15 protein-coding genes are annotated in these 14,405 nt (G+C 65.4%); 12 read left to right on the top strand and 3 right to left on the bottom strand.

Features of this window, described 5'->3' with window-relative positions; translation table 11 throughout:
- The first annotated feature begins 57 nt into the window (after positions 1 to 57).
- The 6 genes from C8C96_RS16985 to pcaC all read left to right on the top strand — a co-directional run bounded on the left by C8C96_RS16985 (position 58) and on the right by pcaC (position 6,854).
- The gene (locus C8C96_RS16985; protein WP_121943057.1) at positions 58 to 1,065 is read left to right on the top strand and encodes a tripartite tricarboxylate transporter substrate binding protein; all 1,008 of its coding nucleotides are present in this window, start codon (positions 58 to 60) and stop codon (positions 1,063 to 1,065) included.
- A gap of 40 nt (positions 1,066 to 1,105) precedes the next feature.
- On the top strand, positions 1,106 to 2,062 hold the full coding sequence (locus C8C96_RS16980; RefSeq protein WP_121943056.1) for a tripartite tricarboxylate transporter substrate binding protein: 957 nt from the start codon (positions 1,106 to 1,108) through the stop codon (positions 2,060 to 2,062).
- A 3-nt stretch (positions 2,063 to 2,065) separates the two neighbouring features.
- Complete coding sequence (locus C8C96_RS16975; protein WP_121943055.1) at positions 2,066 to 2,974, top strand: amidohydrolase; 909 nt, start codon at positions 2,066 to 2,068, stop codon at positions 2,972 to 2,974.
- 20 nt (positions 2,975 to 2,994) lie between these two features.
- Complete coding sequence (locus C8C96_RS16970) at positions 2,995 to 3,912, top strand: SMP-30/gluconolactonase/LRE family protein (protein WP_121943054.1); 918 nt, start codon at positions 2,995 to 2,997, stop codon at positions 3,910 to 3,912.
- Between the two features lie 175 nt (positions 3,913 to 4,087).
- Positions 4,088 to 6,289 (top strand): catalase/peroxidase HPI, encoded by a 2,202-nt coding sequence (katG, locus tag C8C96_RS16965; protein WP_121943053.1) that lies wholly within the window; start codon positions 4,088 to 4,090, stop codon positions 6,287 to 6,289.
- 178 nt (positions 6,290 to 6,467) lie between these two features.
- The gene (pcaC, locus tag C8C96_RS16960; RefSeq protein ID WP_082522567.1) at positions 6,468 to 6,854 is read left to right on the top strand and encodes a 4-carboxymuconolactone decarboxylase; all 387 of its coding nucleotides are present in this window, start codon (positions 6,468 to 6,470) and stop codon (positions 6,852 to 6,854) included.
- A gap of 36 nt (positions 6,855 to 6,890) precedes the next feature.
- Here the strand turns inward: pcaC and C8C96_RS16955 are convergent, their stop codons facing one another.
- Positions 6,891 to 7,436, bottom strand: coding sequence for a PAS and helix-turn-helix domain-containing protein (locus tag C8C96_RS16955; RefSeq protein ID WP_056067748.1), 546 nt, complete (start codon positions 7,434 to 7,436; stop codon positions 6,891 to 6,893).
- Between the two features lie 75 nt (positions 7,437 to 7,511).
- Here C8C96_RS16955 and C8C96_RS16950 point away from each other — a divergent pair, with 75 nt between their 5' ends.
- The gene (locus C8C96_RS16950; RefSeq protein ID WP_121943052.1) at positions 7,512 to 8,219 is read left to right on the top strand and encodes a CoA transferase subunit A; all 708 of its coding nucleotides are present in this window, start codon (positions 7,512 to 7,514) and stop codon (positions 8,217 to 8,219) included.
- A 43-nt stretch (positions 8,220 to 8,262) separates the two neighbouring features.
- Complete coding sequence (locus C8C96_RS16945) at positions 8,263 to 8,904, top strand: CoA transferase subunit B (RefSeq protein ID WP_056746107.1); 642 nt, start codon at positions 8,263 to 8,265, stop codon at positions 8,902 to 8,904.
- Between the two features lie 126 nt (positions 8,905 to 9,030).
- Here C8C96_RS16945 and C8C96_RS16940 read toward each other — a convergent pair whose 3' ends face one another.
- Both C8C96_RS16940 and C8C96_RS16935 read right to left on the bottom strand, forming a co-directional pair.
- Positions 9,031 to 9,327, bottom strand: a complete 297-nt coding sequence (locus tag C8C96_RS16940) for a hypothetical protein (protein WP_056062211.1) — start codon at positions 9,325 to 9,327, stop codon at positions 9,031 to 9,033.
- Between the two features lie 89 nt (positions 9,328 to 9,416).
- The gene (locus C8C96_RS16935) at positions 9,417 to 9,704 is read right to left on the bottom strand and encodes a hypothetical protein (RefSeq protein WP_056746105.1); all 288 of its coding nucleotides are present in this window, start codon (positions 9,702 to 9,704) and stop codon (positions 9,417 to 9,419) included.
- Positions 9,705 to 10,236: 532 nt separating this feature from the next.
- Between C8C96_RS16935 and C8C96_RS16930 the strand changes: the two genes are divergently transcribed.
- The 4 genes from C8C96_RS16930 to C8C96_RS16920 all read left to right on the top strand — a co-directional run bounded on the left by C8C96_RS16930 (position 10,237) and on the right by C8C96_RS16920 (position 14,395).
- Positions 10,237 to 11,547: an HD-GYP domain-containing protein gene (locus C8C96_RS16930; protein WP_121943051.1), complete on the top strand. Its 1,311-nt coding sequence runs from the start codon at positions 10,237 to 10,239 to the stop codon at positions 11,545 to 11,547.
- A gap of 93 nt (positions 11,548 to 11,640) precedes the next feature.
- A complete protein-coding gene (locus tag C8C96_RS25305) occupies positions 11,641 to 11,763 on the top strand; it encodes a hypothetical protein (protein ID WP_255424911.1) in 123 nt (40 codons plus the stop codon).
- 129 nt (positions 11,764 to 11,892) lie between these two features.
- Positions 11,893 to 12,831 carry a translesion DNA synthesis-associated protein ImuA gene (gene imuA, locus C8C96_RS16925; RefSeq protein ID WP_121943050.1) on the top strand — a complete coding sequence of 313 codons (939 nt, stop codon included), beginning with the start codon at positions 11,893 to 11,895 and terminating at the stop codon, positions 12,829 to 12,831.
- Positions 12,794 to 14,395 carry a DNA polymerase Y family protein gene (locus C8C96_RS16920; protein ID WP_121943049.1) on the top strand — a complete coding sequence of 534 codons (1,602 nt, stop codon included), beginning with the start codon at positions 12,794 to 12,796 and terminating at the stop codon, positions 14,393 to 14,395. The genes imuA and C8C96_RS16920 overlap by 38 nt, the downstream gene beginning before the upstream one ends.
- Positions 14,396 to 14,405 lie beyond the last annotated feature (10 nt).

Here is a 14,405-nt window from a genome sequence, read left to right as displayed (position 1 = left end):
GCCTGCCCCAAGAACATGGCCGGGCAGGGTGCCCGGCTGCACAGGAGACAACAGACCATGGCACGCAATTTCAAGAAAAATAGGCCTCTTGCGCTAGTCAATCATGCGCTGGCAGCTATTGTTTTAGTAGCGTCTGGCGCCGCCTGCGCGCAAACGGGCGCAGCAGCCTATCCGACCAAGCCCGTGAAGCTGGTGGTGGGCTTTGCGGCGGGCGGCCCCACCGACGTGGTGGCGCGCGCCTTTGCCGACCACGCCAGCAAGGCGCTGGGCCAGCCCTTCATCATCGACAACAAGCCGGGCGCGGGCACCATCATTGCCGCCCAGGCCGTGGCCAGTGCCCCGGCCGATGGCTACACGCTGCTGTTCGGTGCCACCAACCACACCATGATTCCGGCGCTGTACCAGGGCCGCGTCAAGTTCGATGCGGTGAAGTCCTTCCGCCCCCTGTGCACGGTGGCCAGCAGCCCCACGGTGCTGGTGGTGGCCCCCAGCCTGCCGGTCAAGACGCTGGCCGATTACCAGGCCAAGGCCCGCGCCGAGCCCGGCCGCGTGACGGCGGGCACTGCCGGGGTGGGTAGCTCGGGCCACTTTGCCACCGAGATCTTTGCCCGCGCCCAGGGCCTGCAGCTCAACCACGTGCCCTACAAGGGCGCCGCGCCCGTGGTGACGGACCTGATGGGCGGGCAGCTCGACAGCTCCTTCGCCACCCTGGGCTCGGTGCTGCCGCAGATCAAGAGCGGCAAGCTGCGCGCGCTGGCCGTGGGCGCGCCCCAGCGCTCGGCCCTGGTGCCCGAGGTACCCACGTTTGCCGAAGCGGGCGGTGGCCACTACGCTGCCGACGTGTGGTACGGCGTGCTGGCCCCGGCGGGCTTGCCCGAGCCCATCGCCCAGGCGCTGGAGCGCACGGCCGCCGACTTTGCCAAGAGCGAATCGGCCGCTGACAAGCTGCGCGGCCTGGGGATGGATGCCGAATCGGTGTGTGGCAATACCTTTGCGACCCGTGTGGCCCGCGAAGCTGCGACGTATAGCCAGATTGCCAAAGCGCTCGATCTCAAAGCAGATTGAGCTGCCCTGTTGTAGAACCTAGAACTGATTGGAGACACGTATGTTTCGCTTCCTCAAACCCCTGATCGCCGCCTGCGCCCTGGCCGCTGGCGTGGCCCACGCCGCCTTCCCCGAGCGGCCCATCACCATCGTCGTGCCCTACGCCCCCGGTGGCGCGGCCGATGCCGTGGCCCGTGTGGTGGCCACCCGCCTGGGCGCCAAGCTCGGCAGCAGCGTGATCGTGGACAACAAGGCTGGTGCCAGCGGCACCATTGGCGCCAGCTTCGTGGCCAAGGCCCCGGCAGATGGCTACACCATGCTGTACGACGCCACGCCGTATTCCATCAACCCGCACCTGTTCCCCAAGATGCCGTATGCCGCCAACGCACTGCAGCCGCTGTCGCTGGTGCTGCTGGCGCCCAATGTGCTCATCGTGAAGGCCGATGCGCCCTACAAGAACGTGGGCGAGCTGATCGCCAAGGCCAAGGCGCAACCGGGCAAGATCAACTTTGCCTCTGGCGGCAGCGGCACGGTGCAGCGGCTGGCGGCGGAGCTGATGGCCCAGAAGCTGGGCCTCGATATGGTGCATGTGCCCTACAAGAGCGGCGGCCCCGCCATCACTGACGTGATGGCCGGCCAGGTGGATTTCATGTTCGGCACCGTGGCCGCCACTTACCCGCATGTGGCGGGCGGCAAGCTGCGTGCGCTGGCCGTTTCGGCGCCTGAGCGTTCCAAGCGCCTGCCCGATGTGCCCACGGTGGCCGAGGCGGCCATTCCCGGCTACGAGGCCTATGAGTGGAACGGCGTGTTCCTGCCTGCGGGCGTGCCTGCGGACGTGGCCACCAAACTGCAGCAAGCCCTGCAAGAGGTGCTGAAAGAAGACGAAGTGAAGCAGCGCCTCGCCGACCTGGGCGCCCAGCCCATCGGTTCGACGCCCGCAGACTTTGCCGCCTTCCTGAAGAAGGAAGATGCGAAGTGGGGCGAGGTCGTGAAGAAGGGCAATATCAAGCTGGACTGACTGATGCCTTTGCTAGCGCTGACCACGCCCGTGCCGCATTCCGTGGGCCTGAACCGCCCGCAGCGCCAGTTGCCGCCCGGCGCGTGCGACAGCCACATGCACATCTTTGACCCGCGCTTTGCGCCGTCAGCCCATTGGCCGCGTACTCCGCCAGTGGCGCCCGTGGCGGTGTACCGGCAACTGCGGGCGCGCCTGGGCACCACGCGCACGGTGGTGGTCACGCCATCGACCTACGGCACCGACAACGCCTGCACGCTGGATGCGCTGGACCAGCTGGGCGACGCTGCACGCGGTGTGGCCGTGGTGGGCGACGGCGTGGGTGCCGACGAGCTGGCCCACCTGGCTGCACGCCGTGTGCGCGGGCTGCGCGTCAATTTCGTCTCGCCCCAATCGTGGGGCACCACCACGCCCGCCATGCTGGCCACGCTGGCGCGCAAGGTGGCCGAGCACCCGGCCTGCGCGGGCTGGCATCTCCAGATCTTTGCGCAGCCGGAGCAACTCATCGCGCTCGCGCCCCAGCTGCACACCCTGCCCGTGCCCCTGGTCATCGACCATCTGGGCCGCATCAATCCCGCCGAAGGCCCGGCTGCGGAGGCCTATGGCGTGGTGCGTGGTTTGCTCGATGGTGGCAACACCTGGGTCAAGCTCTCGGGCGCTTACATGCGCTCGACCGTGCATGGCCCCAGCTACGCCGACACCCTGCCGCTGGGCCAGGCCCTGGTGCAAGCCGCGCCGGATCGCCTGGTGTGGGGCAGCGACTGGCCGCACACCACCGAGGCGCCCGGCACCGTGAACGATGCCGATTTGGTGGACCTGCTGCAGGCCTGGGCCGGCAGCGACGCGGCCATGGACCGCATCCTGGTCGACAACCCGGCGCGGCTGTATGGTTTCGATACCGCCGCCCTCGCCTGAATGAATTGGAAAGACCCGCCATGTTTTTGTTGCAAGCCCCTGAGGTCCGCGATCTCGACCTGTTCACCACCATGCCCGAGCCCTTTCGTCGCCGCGAGCGCAGCGACTGGGCTGACGCCAACCGGGGCGGCACCATCACCGATTCGTTTCTGGAAGGCCCGGTGTTCGACGACGCAGGCAACCTCTACGTCAGCGACATCCCCTGGGGCCGGGTCTTTCGCATTAACCCGCAGGGCGACTGGGCGCTGGTGGCCGAGTACGACGGCGAGCCCAACGGCCTGAAGTTCTTGAAGCCCGGCACGCTGCTCATCACCGATTACAAGAACGGCCTGATGCAGCTCGACGTGACCACGGGCGCCATCACCCCGTACCTGCAGCGCCGCAACAGCGAGCGCTTCAAGGGCGTGAACGACCTGATCTTTGACGCCGAAGGCAACCTCTACTTCACCGACCAGGGCCAAAGCGGCCTGCACGACCCGAGTGGTCGCCTGTACCGCCTGCGGCCCAATGGTCAGCTCGACTTGCTGCTGCACAACGTGCCCAGCCCCAACGGCGTGGCCCTGTCGCCCGACGGCCGCGTGCTGTATCTGGCCGTGACGCGTGGCAACTGTGTGTGGCGCGTGCCGCTGCTGCCCGATGGCAGCGTGGCCAAGGTCAGCCAGTTCTTCAGCTCGTATGGCCCCAGCGGCCCTGACGGCCTGGCCGTGGATGCCGAGGGTCACCTACTGGTGGCCAACCCGGGCCTGGGCTATGTGTGGGTGCTCAACCACCGGGCCGAGCCCGTGCAGGTGCTGCGCGGCGCACCGGGCAGCTCCACCACCAACCTGGCGTTTGGCGGGGCAGGGCGTACCACGGTGTATGTCACCGACTCTACCCATGGGCGCATCCTGAGGGCTGACATGGGTGCACCTGGGCTGCCGCTTGCGCGTTCGCGTTGACGCTGCCCCAGCCTCAACTTGTCTGGGTATCGCAACGAAATCAATGAAAGGATGATGATCTATTGATATTGGCTATTGATGAGATTCAATCGATTCAATTTACCTGTCATCGTTTGCTTCCTACCATCTGCCCTGTCGATACGTTTTGCCGACGCGATTTCACAGGAGATGACCCATGACGACCGAAGCCAAATGCCCCTTTGACCACACCAAGGCCGTGCCCACGGGCCCCCGCAATGCCGACTGGTGGCCCAACCAGCTCAATCTCCGCCCCCTGAACCAGAACTCCCCGCTCACCGACCCGATGGGAGACGGCTTCAATTACGCCGAAGAATTCAAGAGCCTCGACCTTGCTGCTGTGAAGGCCGACCTGCGCGCACTGATGACCGACTCGCAGGACTGGTGGCCCGCAGACTTTGGCCACTATGGACCGCTGTTTGTGCGCATGGCCTGGCACAGCGCGGGCACCTACCGCCTGGCAGACGGCCGTGGTGGCGCCGGGGCCGGGCAACAGCGTTTTGCGCCGCTCAACAGCTGGCCCGACAACGCCAACCTGGACAAGGCCCGCCGCCTGCTGTGGCCCGTCAAGCAGAAATATGGCCGCAAGATCTCTTGGGCCGATCTGATGATCCTGACGGGCAATGTGGCACTCGAATCCATGGGCTTCAAGACCTTTGGCTTTGCCGGCGGACGCCCTGACGTGTGGGAACCCGATGAAAACGTGTACTGGGGCGCTGAATCCACCTGGCTGGGCAGCGACAAACGCTACAGCGGTGAGCGCGACCTGGCCAACCCGCTGGCTGCTGTGCAGATGGGCCTGATTTATGTGAACCCCGAAGGCCCGAACGGCAACCCCGACCCCATCGCCGCCGCGCGCGACATCCGCGACACCTTTGCGCGCATGGCGATGGACGATGAAGAGACCGTGGCGCTGATTGCTGGCGGCCACACCTTTGGCAAGACCCACGGTGCTGGCGATGCCGCGCTGGTGGGCAAGGAGCCCGAAGGTGCAGGCATCGAGGACCAGGGCCTGGGCTGGAAGAGCGGCCATGGCTCTGGCAAAGGCGGTGACACCATCACCAGTGGCCTGGAAGTCACCTGGACCACCACGCCCACGCAGTGGAGCAACAACTTCTTCGAAAACCTGTTCGGCTACGAGTGGGAGCTGACCAAGAGCCCGGCAGGCGCCCACCAGTGGACGGCCAAGGGGGCTGCAGCGACGATCCCGCACGCACACGACCCGTCGAAAAAGCTGGTGCCCACCATGCTCACCACCGACCTGTCGCTGCGCTTTGACCCGGCCTACGAAAAGATCTCGCGCCGCTTTTTGGCGAACCCCGAGCAGTTTGCCGATGCATTTGCGCGTGCCTGGTTCAAGCTCACGCACCGTGACATGGGGCCGCGTGCCCGCTATCTGGGGCCGGAGGTGCCCGCCGAAGTGCTGGTCTGGCAAGACCCTGTGCCTGCCGTGGACCATGCCTTGGTGAACGCGCAGGACATCGCTGCGCTCAAGGCCAAGGTGTTGGCATCGGGCTTGTCGATTTCGGAACTGGTATCCACGGCCTGGGCCTCTGCCTCCACGTTCCGGGGCGGCGACAAGCGGGGCGGCGCCAACGGCGCGCGCATCCGTCTGGCTCCTCAGAAGGATTGGGAAGTGAACCAGCCTTTGCAACTGGCCAAGGTGCTGGGCCAGCTCGAAGCCATCCAGCGCGACTTCAATGCGGCGCAGACGGGCGGCAAGAAGATCTCGCTGGCGGACCTGATCGTGCTGGCCGGTGGCGCTGCCGTGGAGGCTGCCGCAAAGCAGGCAGGGCAGGACGTGACCGTTCCCTTCACGCCTGGCCGCACGGATGCCTCGCAAGAGCAGACCGATGTGCCGTCGTTCGAGGTGATGGAGCCCGTGGCCGATGGCTTTCGCAACTACGTGCGCCCTGGCCTGGAAGGCGCCGTGGCCGAGCTGCTGGTGGACCGCGCCAACCAGCTCACGTTGACGGCGCCCGAGATGACGGTGCTGGTGGGTGGCCTGCGCGTGCTGGGTGCCAACGTGGGGCAGGCAACCCATGGTGTCTTCACGCAGTGCGTTGGTACGTTGAGCAATGACTTCTTCGTGAACCTGCTCGACATGCGCACCCGATGGCAGAAGTCGTCGGGTGCAGCGGGTGTGCTGGAAGGTGTGGACCGCAGCACAGGTGCCAGAAAATGGACCGGCACGGTGGCCGACCTGGTGTTTGGCTCCAACTCGGTGTTGCGTGCGCTGGCCGAGGTCTATGCCAGCAGCGATGCACAGGCAGTGTTTGTGCAGGACTTCGTCAAGGCTTGGACCAAGGTGATGAACCTGGACCGGTTTGACCTGACCGCAGGCGGTGCCAGCGCCTGATCAGTGAGGCCTTGCTCCCATGTCGTCAGGGGATGGCATGGGGCGAGCCGTTCACGAAGCCATGAAGCCCGGCGTGTGCAGTGCATGTGCCGGGCGTTCTGTTGTTTGCGCGGTGGAAGCCCTGCGTGCGCTCGCTACCATCGGGCCTTGATGTTTCAACCCTTCAAGGAGAGCCCGCGTGACACCAACCCCGACCAAAGACTACGAAAAAGGCCTGGCCACCCGCCGCGAGGTCATGGGTGACGATTTTGTGGACCGTGCGCTGGGCAACGCCACCTCTTTCACGCAGCCCATTCAGGAATACATCACGCGCAACGCGTGGGGCGATGTCTGGCAGCGGCCCGGGCTGGACCGCAAGACCCGCAGTCTCATCACGGTTTCCATGTTGATCGCGCTGGGCAAGCAGCATGAACTCAAGGGCCATGTGCGTGGCGCGCTGAACAATGGCGCTACTGCGGAGGAGTTGCAGGAGGTTTTGCTGCACGCCAGTGTCTACTGCGGCCTGCCGACGGCGGTAGAGGCGTTTCGCACCGCCGCCGAAGTCATCGACGGCCCGGCCAAGTAGGCAATAGGGCGGTAGTGCTGTCCTTCGAGGGCAGGTTCAGCCGCCTGCCAGCAGCTTGTGTACCAGGTCGGCGGCGGTGGAGGCGTTGTACTTGCGCATGAGGCGCGCACGGTAAATTTCTACCGTGCGGTGGCTGATCTCCAGCGCCCGACCGATCTCCTTGGAGGTCAGGCCTTCCAGCAGGCGGGCGGCTACCTCGCGCTCACGACCCGTCAGCTCCGCCTTCACGGCGCGCTGCGAACTCAGATCTTCGAAGCTCCAGATGCCGGACTCATGCGGGGCATCGCGGTTGAGTGCGCGGCCGGACACGTGGCACCAGAACACTTCGCCATTGGCGCGCTTCATGATGCGGTTGTCCGCATAGTGGCCCTTGGCGTTCAGGATGGGCTCCATGTGCGCCCCAAGCCGCTCATATTCGTCGGCGCTGGGATAGAGTATCTGGAACGACTGGCCGATCAGCACTTCGCGCGAGGCGCCGAACATTTCGCAGACATGGCGGTTGCAGTCCACCATGGTGCGGTTGCGCGAGAGCACCAGCCCCACAGGGGCCATGTCGAAAGCCAGTCGGTAATCAACGTCCATAGTGCTAATCTTTACGGAAAACTACTTATTTAAGTACGTAGTATCGTAGCGCATCCCATTCATAAGGAGATCGTGGTGAACAAGTTATTCCCCTCCGCAGCCGAGGCCCTGAAGGGCGTGGTTGCAGATGGCCAACTCATGGCTGTTGGTGGCTTTGGACTGTGTGGCATTCCTGAAGCCTTGATCGACGCGCTGCGCGATTCGGGCGTGAAGAACCTGACTGTGATCTCCAACAATGCGGGCGTGGACGGCTTCGGCCTTGGCAAACTGCTCGAGACCCGCCAGATCAAGAAGATGATCTCGTCGTATGTGGGCGAGAACAAGGAGTTCGAGCGCCAGTACCTCGCTGGCGAGCTGGAGCTGGAGTTCACCCCCCAGGGTACGCTGGCCGAAAAGCTGCGTGCGGGCGGTGCGGGCATCCCGGCCTTTTTCACCAAGACCGGCGTGGGCACCATCGTGGCCGAGGGCAAGGAACTGCGCGAGTTCGATGGCGAAAACTATGTGATGGAGCGTTCGCTGGTGCCCGATGTGTCGCTGGTCAAGGCCTGGCGTGCCGACAAGTCGGGCAACCTGCAGTTCCGTCTCACGGCGCGCAACTTCAACCCCGCTGCGGCCACGGCCGGCAAGATCACCATCGTGGAGGTGGAAGAGGTGGTGGAAACCGGCGCCATTGCGCCTGACCAAATCCATCTGCCTGGCATCTATGTGCACCGCATCGTGCACAACGCCACGCCCGAGAAGCGCATTGAAAAGCGCACCATCACCGAAAAAGCGGGCGTCTGAGCCGCTGCCGCACAACCGTACAGAACAAGCTGGAGAAGTATCTATGTCGTGGAGTCAAGACCAAATGGCGGCCCGTGCCGCCCATGAACTCGAAGACGGCTTTTATGTGAACCTGGGCATTGGCATCCCCACGCTGGTGGCCAACTTTGTGCCTGCCGACAAAGAGGTGTGGCTGCAGTCCGAAAACGGCATGCTGGGTATCGGCCCGTTTCCCACCGAAGACGAAGTGGATGCCGACCTGATCAACGCCGGCAAGCAGACCGTGACCACCATCAAGGGCTCGTCCATCTTTGGCAGCGACCAGTCGTTTGCCATGATCCGTGGCGGCAAGATCAACCTGTCGATCCTGGGCGCGATGCAGGTCAGCGAAAAGGGCGACCTGGCCAACTGGATGATCCCCGGCAAGATGGTCAAGGGCATGGGTGGCGCGATGGACCTGGTGGCTGGCGTCAAGCGCGTGATCGTGCTCATGGAGCATGTGGCGCGCAAGAAGGATGGCACTGAAGACCTGAAGATCCTGCCCCAGTGCACGCTGCCCCTCACGGGCGTGGGTGTGGTGGATCGCATCATCACCGACCTGGCCGTCATGGACGTGACGCCCCAGGGCCTGAAGGTGGTGGAGCTGGCTCCCGGCGTGACCTTTGAGGCCCTGCAGGCCAAGACCGGCGTCAAGCTGATCCCATAAGCATTTGAGCCACCCCTGCAGTGGAGTGGCATCACAAAAAAGGCCGGGGCCCCTCACAGGGCCCCGGCCTTTTACATTGGCAATTTTCACAAAGCCCTCATGCAGTCCGCATGGGGCCTCTGGCAATTACATTGCGTTGCCGATTTCGCCCGAAGAGATCTGGCCCGTGCGCAGGGCTTCAGCAGCCTGGGCACGCACAGCAGCACGGTCAGCCGTGGACTTGTAAGTCACCACACGCGAACCAGCGGGTTCGATCGAGCGGGTCTGGGCCACGGTAGCAGCTTCTGCAGCCACTTCAGCACGGGTGCGGTTGGTTTCGAACTTGGTGGCGAACTGCGAAGCATCGGCTTCATCAGCGTGGGCACCAAAAGCGGCAAAAGCGGCGACAGCAGCAACGGACAGGAAACGGACAGACTTGTTCATGGTGAAACTCCGGAAAATTCTAAAAAGAGGACTTGGGTACTGAGAGATACGGCACAACCAGGGCGGCAGATTCAGCCGCCCCTGGTGAATCAGCCGCGCTCACCCGAAGAAATCTGGCCGGTACGCACTGCTTCAGCAGCCTGTGCACGCACTGCAGCACGGTCAGCCGTGGACTTGTAAGTCACCACACGCGAACCAGCGGGCTCGATCGAGCGGGTCTGGGCCACGGTGGCAGCTTCGGCAGCCACTTCAGCGCGGGTGCGGTTGGTTTCAAACTTGGTGGCGAACTGCGAAGCATCGGCTTCGTCAGCCTGGGCACCAAAAGAAGCGAAAGCGGCGACAGCGGCGATAGACAGGAAACGTGCGGTGTTGTTCATGATGAAAAATCCTTGAAGTTAAAGAAGCGGCTCAAAAAACCGGGACAAAGCGCCAAAAACAAAGAAAGCTGCTTGGGACCGGGTTCGGTGAGTCGCCTTGCGGGTTCGGCTCATCGATGGGATGAACTGTACGCCGGTGGGGTGCAGAGAAAAACCACCGGGTCGCGAACTAACTGTTCCAGTATTGCGAACAATCAATGCGGAACTTTTCAGGGTTTACCCAAGCCTGACTGTCCAGGATCACCAAAAAGCAGGCTATCGGCGACATTGTTTAATGGAAACCCTGACGCCTATTTGGGACAATGACATTGAGGTGGCAGGGGGCTTTGTCACCCCGGCGAGCCCGGGCGGGTCCAGGTCTTGGTCATGGGAATCCGGACGTGTGATCTCTGCCATGCGGCAAAAAACGAGCACGGGTAGCAGCGCCTGCTGCTTGATGTGCATCAAGATTGCATGTCTGTATCGCGTCACGCGAGTCAGTGCCCCGCAAGAGAACCCCCTATAGTGCGAAGTAACGATTTGTGTTGCTTGCATGACCGATATTCTTCTTTCAGCGGATGCCGAGGACGCTGACAGTCCCCATTACTTGCGTGCGCTGACCGACATGGCCGACCGGCGTACGGTGGTCACAGATGCTGCCATCTACACCGACAACGGCATCAAGCTGGTGGAGAAGGGCGCGCGCATCGACAGCCGCCTGTACGACCGCCTGGTGCAGCACAAGCTGCGCGAACCCATTGACCGCCATCTGTCCATCGAAAACCCGGTGGACGTGCCATCACTGCTGGCCCTGGGCCAGACGCTGATCGAGCAGGAAACCCTGCCCGCCATGCTGGCCGAGGCCCTGGGCTCAGGTGCCCGGTTGCTGGCGCCCCTGAGGTCCCTGCCGTTGCCTTCTGCCATGGCCTGCAAGCTCACCGTGATGCGTGACCAGCGGCCCACGCTGTTCCAGCACAGTCTGGTGATGACCACCGTGGCGGTATTTCTGGCGGTCAAAAGCGGGCTGAGCGAACGCGATTGCAGCACGGTGGCGGCAGCTGCGCTGCTGCATGACCTGGGGGTGCTGCACATGGACCCGGCCTGGGACGACCCGGACCACAAGGTGGTGGGGGTAGGGCGCAAGCACCTGGTGGCCCATCCCATCTCGGCCATGCTCATGATCCGCGACACGCAGGCCTATCCACGTGCTGCCGAAGTGGCCGTGCTGGAGCACCATGAGCGCATGGACGGCAGCGGCTATCCGCGCGCCTTGCTGGGGGCGGACATCACGCCCATGGGCCGCATCCTGCTACTGGCCGAAGTGGTGGCCGCTTTCTACGAGAAATACGACGACATGCCCGCGCAGCGGCTGTCGCTGGTGCTGCGGCTCAATCACCGCAAGTTTCCTTCGGCACTGGTGGCGTTCATCCTGCCGCTGCTGCAGGAGGAAGTGGCCCGCGAATCGGCCTTGATGCCCCTGGGTAACGATGCGCCCCGCCAGATCGAATTGCTGGCCGAAGCCTTTGCCTACTGGGACCAGCTCAAGGCGGCCTTGCCCCCAGACACGGCGGCCAAGTCTTCTGCGGGCACTGCCTTTGCGTTTACCGATTCCCGTCTCATGGCATTGCAAAAAGCCCTGATCGAAGCGGGCTCGCACCCCCGGCACCAGGGCGAGCTGCTGGCGCAATTGCAAGGCGACGCCATTGGCATGGCCGAGGTCGCCCTGGTGGGACGCGAGGCCCTGTGGCAACTGCAAAGCATCCTGAACGCCAGCCACCGCCGCTGGCCCCAGCTCTCGGACCGTGCCACGCCCGCCGATGCGGCGGTGGCGGACTGGTGCGACTGGGCGATGCGTACGCTGTAAGCAGACTTTCGGATCGACTCCGCCAGGGCGCGGGGTTTGCCTCTTCCACTGGGTACTCCGGCGCGCGGCGTTTGCTGGGCATCGCAACCCGAAGTGAAGGTCTCCCCCGCCACGCCACTCGTCGTTGCGTTCCTGGCCAAGGCCCTGGCCTTGGCGTCGTCGCGCGCCTGGATTGGCGTGGCGGGGGAGGCCTTCGCACTGGCAAAAATAGTGTGAACAAGCCCTTGCCTGCGTGGGCCTCCTCATACCGACGTCCTTGGTGGGTCTTCGCTTCCAGGTTCGCCCATCCGGCAAAATACTGGTTATATTTACAGTATTCGTGTTGCCTCAACTTCTCTCACCACCATGCCTGCGCCACGCCCCTCTTTGCGGGTCGCGTCCGATTTGCCCATCCCCGTGCCTGGGGTGTGGCATGCCGACGCGCTGGGGGCCAGCGCGCAGCGCGTATTGCCTTCGGGCCATGCCGCGCTGGATGCCCAGCTGCCGGGCGGCGGCTGGCCAGTGGGGGCCCTGAGCGAAGTGCTGCAGCCCCTGGCGGGCCTGCACGAATGGCAACTGGTGCTGCCCGCACTGGTGCAGGCCACGGCCCGGCAGAGCGGGGCCGTGGTGCTGGTAGCGCCGCCGTGCGAGCCTTTTGGCCCGGCCCTGCAGTCGCAGGGGTTGCGGGCAGAGCGGGTGTGTGTGGTGCATGCCGACTCGCCCATGGTCGCCTTGTGGGCGGCCGAGCAGGCGCTGCGCTGCCAGGGCGTGCTGGCCGTCATGGCCTGGCTGCCCCAGGCGCAGCCTGCCGCCTTGCGGCGGTTGCAATTGGCGGCGGCCCAGCAGCAGCAATTGTTGTGGGTGTTTCGTCCGGTCGATGCCCCAGGGCCCGCATCACAGGTGTCTCAGGCGTCGCCGGCCCAATTGCGGCTGCAGGTGCAGGGGCTGGCTTTGCCAGGGGATGCCGCAGCAGCCCCCGGCATGCAGGTGCAGATCCTCAAGCGCCGAGGGCCTCCGCTGGCGCAGGCGCTCCAACTGCCGGGCTGCCACCCTCAACTGGCGCAGGTGCTGGTGGCACAGGCCGAGCGGCGCCGCGCTGCGCAAGAGGCTGCCATTGCCCAGGTGGCGGGGCGCCAGGCCGCGGCCGCCCGTGTGGCCGGGGTCTTGGCGGGTTCGCTGGCGCGCCATGTGTCCCCAGTCCAGCCCCCAGTCCAGCCCGTATGCGAGCCAGGAGGCCGGCCCGGAGGCCGACCAGAAGGGAGCAGGCATGCACTGGATCGCCCTGCCATTGCCCTGGTGCGATGAGGCCGCCGCCTTGGCGGGTACAGGCACGGATAGAAATACCGGAGTGCTGAACGCCGCCGCCGGCTGGTGGGCCTTGCGTTTCACGCCGCGTGTGGTGCTGGCCGATGGCGAGGCGGTGTTGCTGGAGGTGTCCACCACCGAACGCCTGTGGGGCGGGCGCGATGCGCTGCAGGCACTGGTGCTGCAAGCCTGGGCTGATGCGTCGGCCCGATGCAAAGGGGAGGGCGTTGCCCCTCCGCCCGTCCGCAGCACTGAAGAGCCTGCCCATTCCTTTGGATCGACCACAGCCCCTGTGTCCCATGCACCGACTGTGTGGGGCACAGGCCCCACCGCCCTGGTCGCCCAGGCCAGGCTGCGCATGGCATTGGCAGGGCGCCCCTGCCCACCGCAGGGCAGTGCAGAGAACCTGCCTTTGCACACGCTGACGGCGCTGCGTCCCCATGTGGCCAGCCTGGAGCGCATGGGGTGCCGCACCTGGGGGGCACTGCTGGCCTTGCCGCGTGCGGGCGTGGCGCGGCGCCTGGGGGCGGGCGTGCTGCAAGTGCTGGACCAGGCCCTGGGCGATGCCCCCGAGGCCCATGCCTGGCTGCAACTGCCCGAGCAGTTTGTGTTGACCACCGAGCTGCCCGCCTTGGCCGCGTCGGCCGACGCACTGCTGTGGAGCGCCAGCCGCAGCCTGACGGCCCTGCAGGCCTGGCTGCAGGCGCGCCAGCAGGGCGTGCTGGCGCTGGAGCTGGCCTGGCGCCACGACCTGCGGCGCCTGGATGGCGTGGCGCTGCCCCCCACCCAGGCGCTGCAGGTGCGCACCGCCCAGGCCACCCACGACCTGGTGCACCTGCGGCGCCTGCTGGCCGAAAACCTGGCGCGCACCACGCTGGCAGCGCCGGTCAACCAGATCACGCTGCGGCTGCTCGACGCGGCCCCGTTGCCGCACCGCAGTGCCAGCCTGCTGCCCCCGGGGGAGGTGGGCGGGCGTGACCCCACAAGCCATGGCAGCACCGACCCGGTCGGTACCCCCGGCGAGGCCCTGCACCAACTGCTGGAGCGCCTGTCGGCCCGCCTGGGGGCCGACCACGTGGTGGCCCCGGTGCTGCTGGCCGACCATCGGCCCGAACGCATGCAGCAATGGCGACCGGCCGCTGAAGTGCTGGGCATGCCCTCGGCTGCGACGCGCAATGCAGCCACGCGGACACCCACCAGTCCTGTGTCCGCGCGTGCGGACGGTGCTTCGCAGGGCATCGTCCCGGATGCCCCCCTGCTGCCCACCTGGCTGCTGAACCCGCCCCGGCAGCTGGCCGTGCAGGGCAACCGCCCCTGCCACCACGGCCTGTTGCGCTTGCTGGCCGGGCCCCACCGGTTGGAGGCGGGCTGGTGGTCTGCCACCGACGATGCGGTGGACCCAGCACACCCCAGCGCAGGCCTGGCCTTGCGCGACTACTTTGTGGCCCACAACGATGTGGCGGGACTGGTGTGGGTGTTTCGCGAGCGCCTGGCGCCTGCGCTGGATGGCACGCCAGCGGTGGCTCGGCCACACCGCTGGTTCTTGCACGGAATCTTTGGGTGAACGGGCAGGG

The organism is Acidovorax sp. 100 (assembly GCF_003688355.1).
Lineage (GTDB): Bacteria > Pseudomonadota > Gammaproteobacteria > Burkholderiales > Burkholderiaceae_C > Acidovorax > Acidovorax delafieldii.
Note: the sequence above shows the minus strand (reverse complement) of the source record. Positions and strands in the feature narration are given on the sequence as shown.

Excerpts from the sequence above, each read along its gene's own strand:
- C8C96_RS16935 (WP_056746105.1), bottom strand. The coding sequence starts at position 9,704 with ATGAACAACACCGCACGTTTCCTGTCTATCGCCGCTGTCGCCGCTTTC.
- C8C96_RS16970 (WP_121943054.1), top strand. The coding sequence starts at position 2,995 with ATGTTTTTGTTGCAAGCCCCTGAGGTCCGCGATCTCGACCTGTTCACC.
- C8C96_RS16940 (WP_056062211.1), bottom strand. The coding sequence starts at position 9,327 with ATGAACAAGTCTGTCCGTTTCCTGTCCGTTGCTGCTGTCGCCGCTTTT.
- C8C96_RS16980 (WP_121943056.1), top strand. The coding sequence starts at position 1,106 with ATGTTTCGCTTCCTCAAACCCCTGATCGCCGCCTGCGCCCTGGCCGCT.
- C8C96_RS16985 (WP_121943057.1), top strand. The coding sequence starts at position 58 with ATGGCACGCAATTTCAAGAAAAATAGGCCTCTTGCGCTAGTCAATCAT.
- C8C96_RS16930 (WP_121943051.1), top strand. The coding sequence starts at position 10,237 with ATGACCGATATTCTTCTTTCAGCGGATGCCGAGGACGCTGACAGTCCC.
- imuA (WP_121943050.1), top strand. The coding sequence starts at position 11,893 with ATGCCTGCGCCACGCCCCTCTTTGCGGGTCGCGTCCGATTTGCCCATC.
- C8C96_RS16955 (WP_056067748.1), bottom strand. The coding sequence starts at position 7,436 with ATGGACGTTGATTACCGACTGGCTTTCGACATGGCCCCTGTGGGGCTG.
- C8C96_RS16945 (WP_056746107.1), top strand. The coding sequence starts at position 8,263 with ATGTCGTGGAGTCAAGACCAAATGGCGGCCCGTGCCGCCCATGAACTC.
- C8C96_RS16920 (WP_121943049.1), top strand. The coding sequence starts at position 12,794 with ATGCACTGGATCGCCCTGCCATTGCCCTGGTGCGATGAGGCCGCCGCC.
- katG (WP_121943053.1), top strand. The coding sequence starts at position 4,088 with ATGACGACCGAAGCCAAATGCCCCTTTGACCACACCAAGGCCGTGCCC.
- C8C96_RS16975 (WP_121943055.1), top strand. The coding sequence starts at position 2,066 with ATGCCTTTGCTAGCGCTGACCACGCCCGTGCCGCATTCCGTGGGCCTG.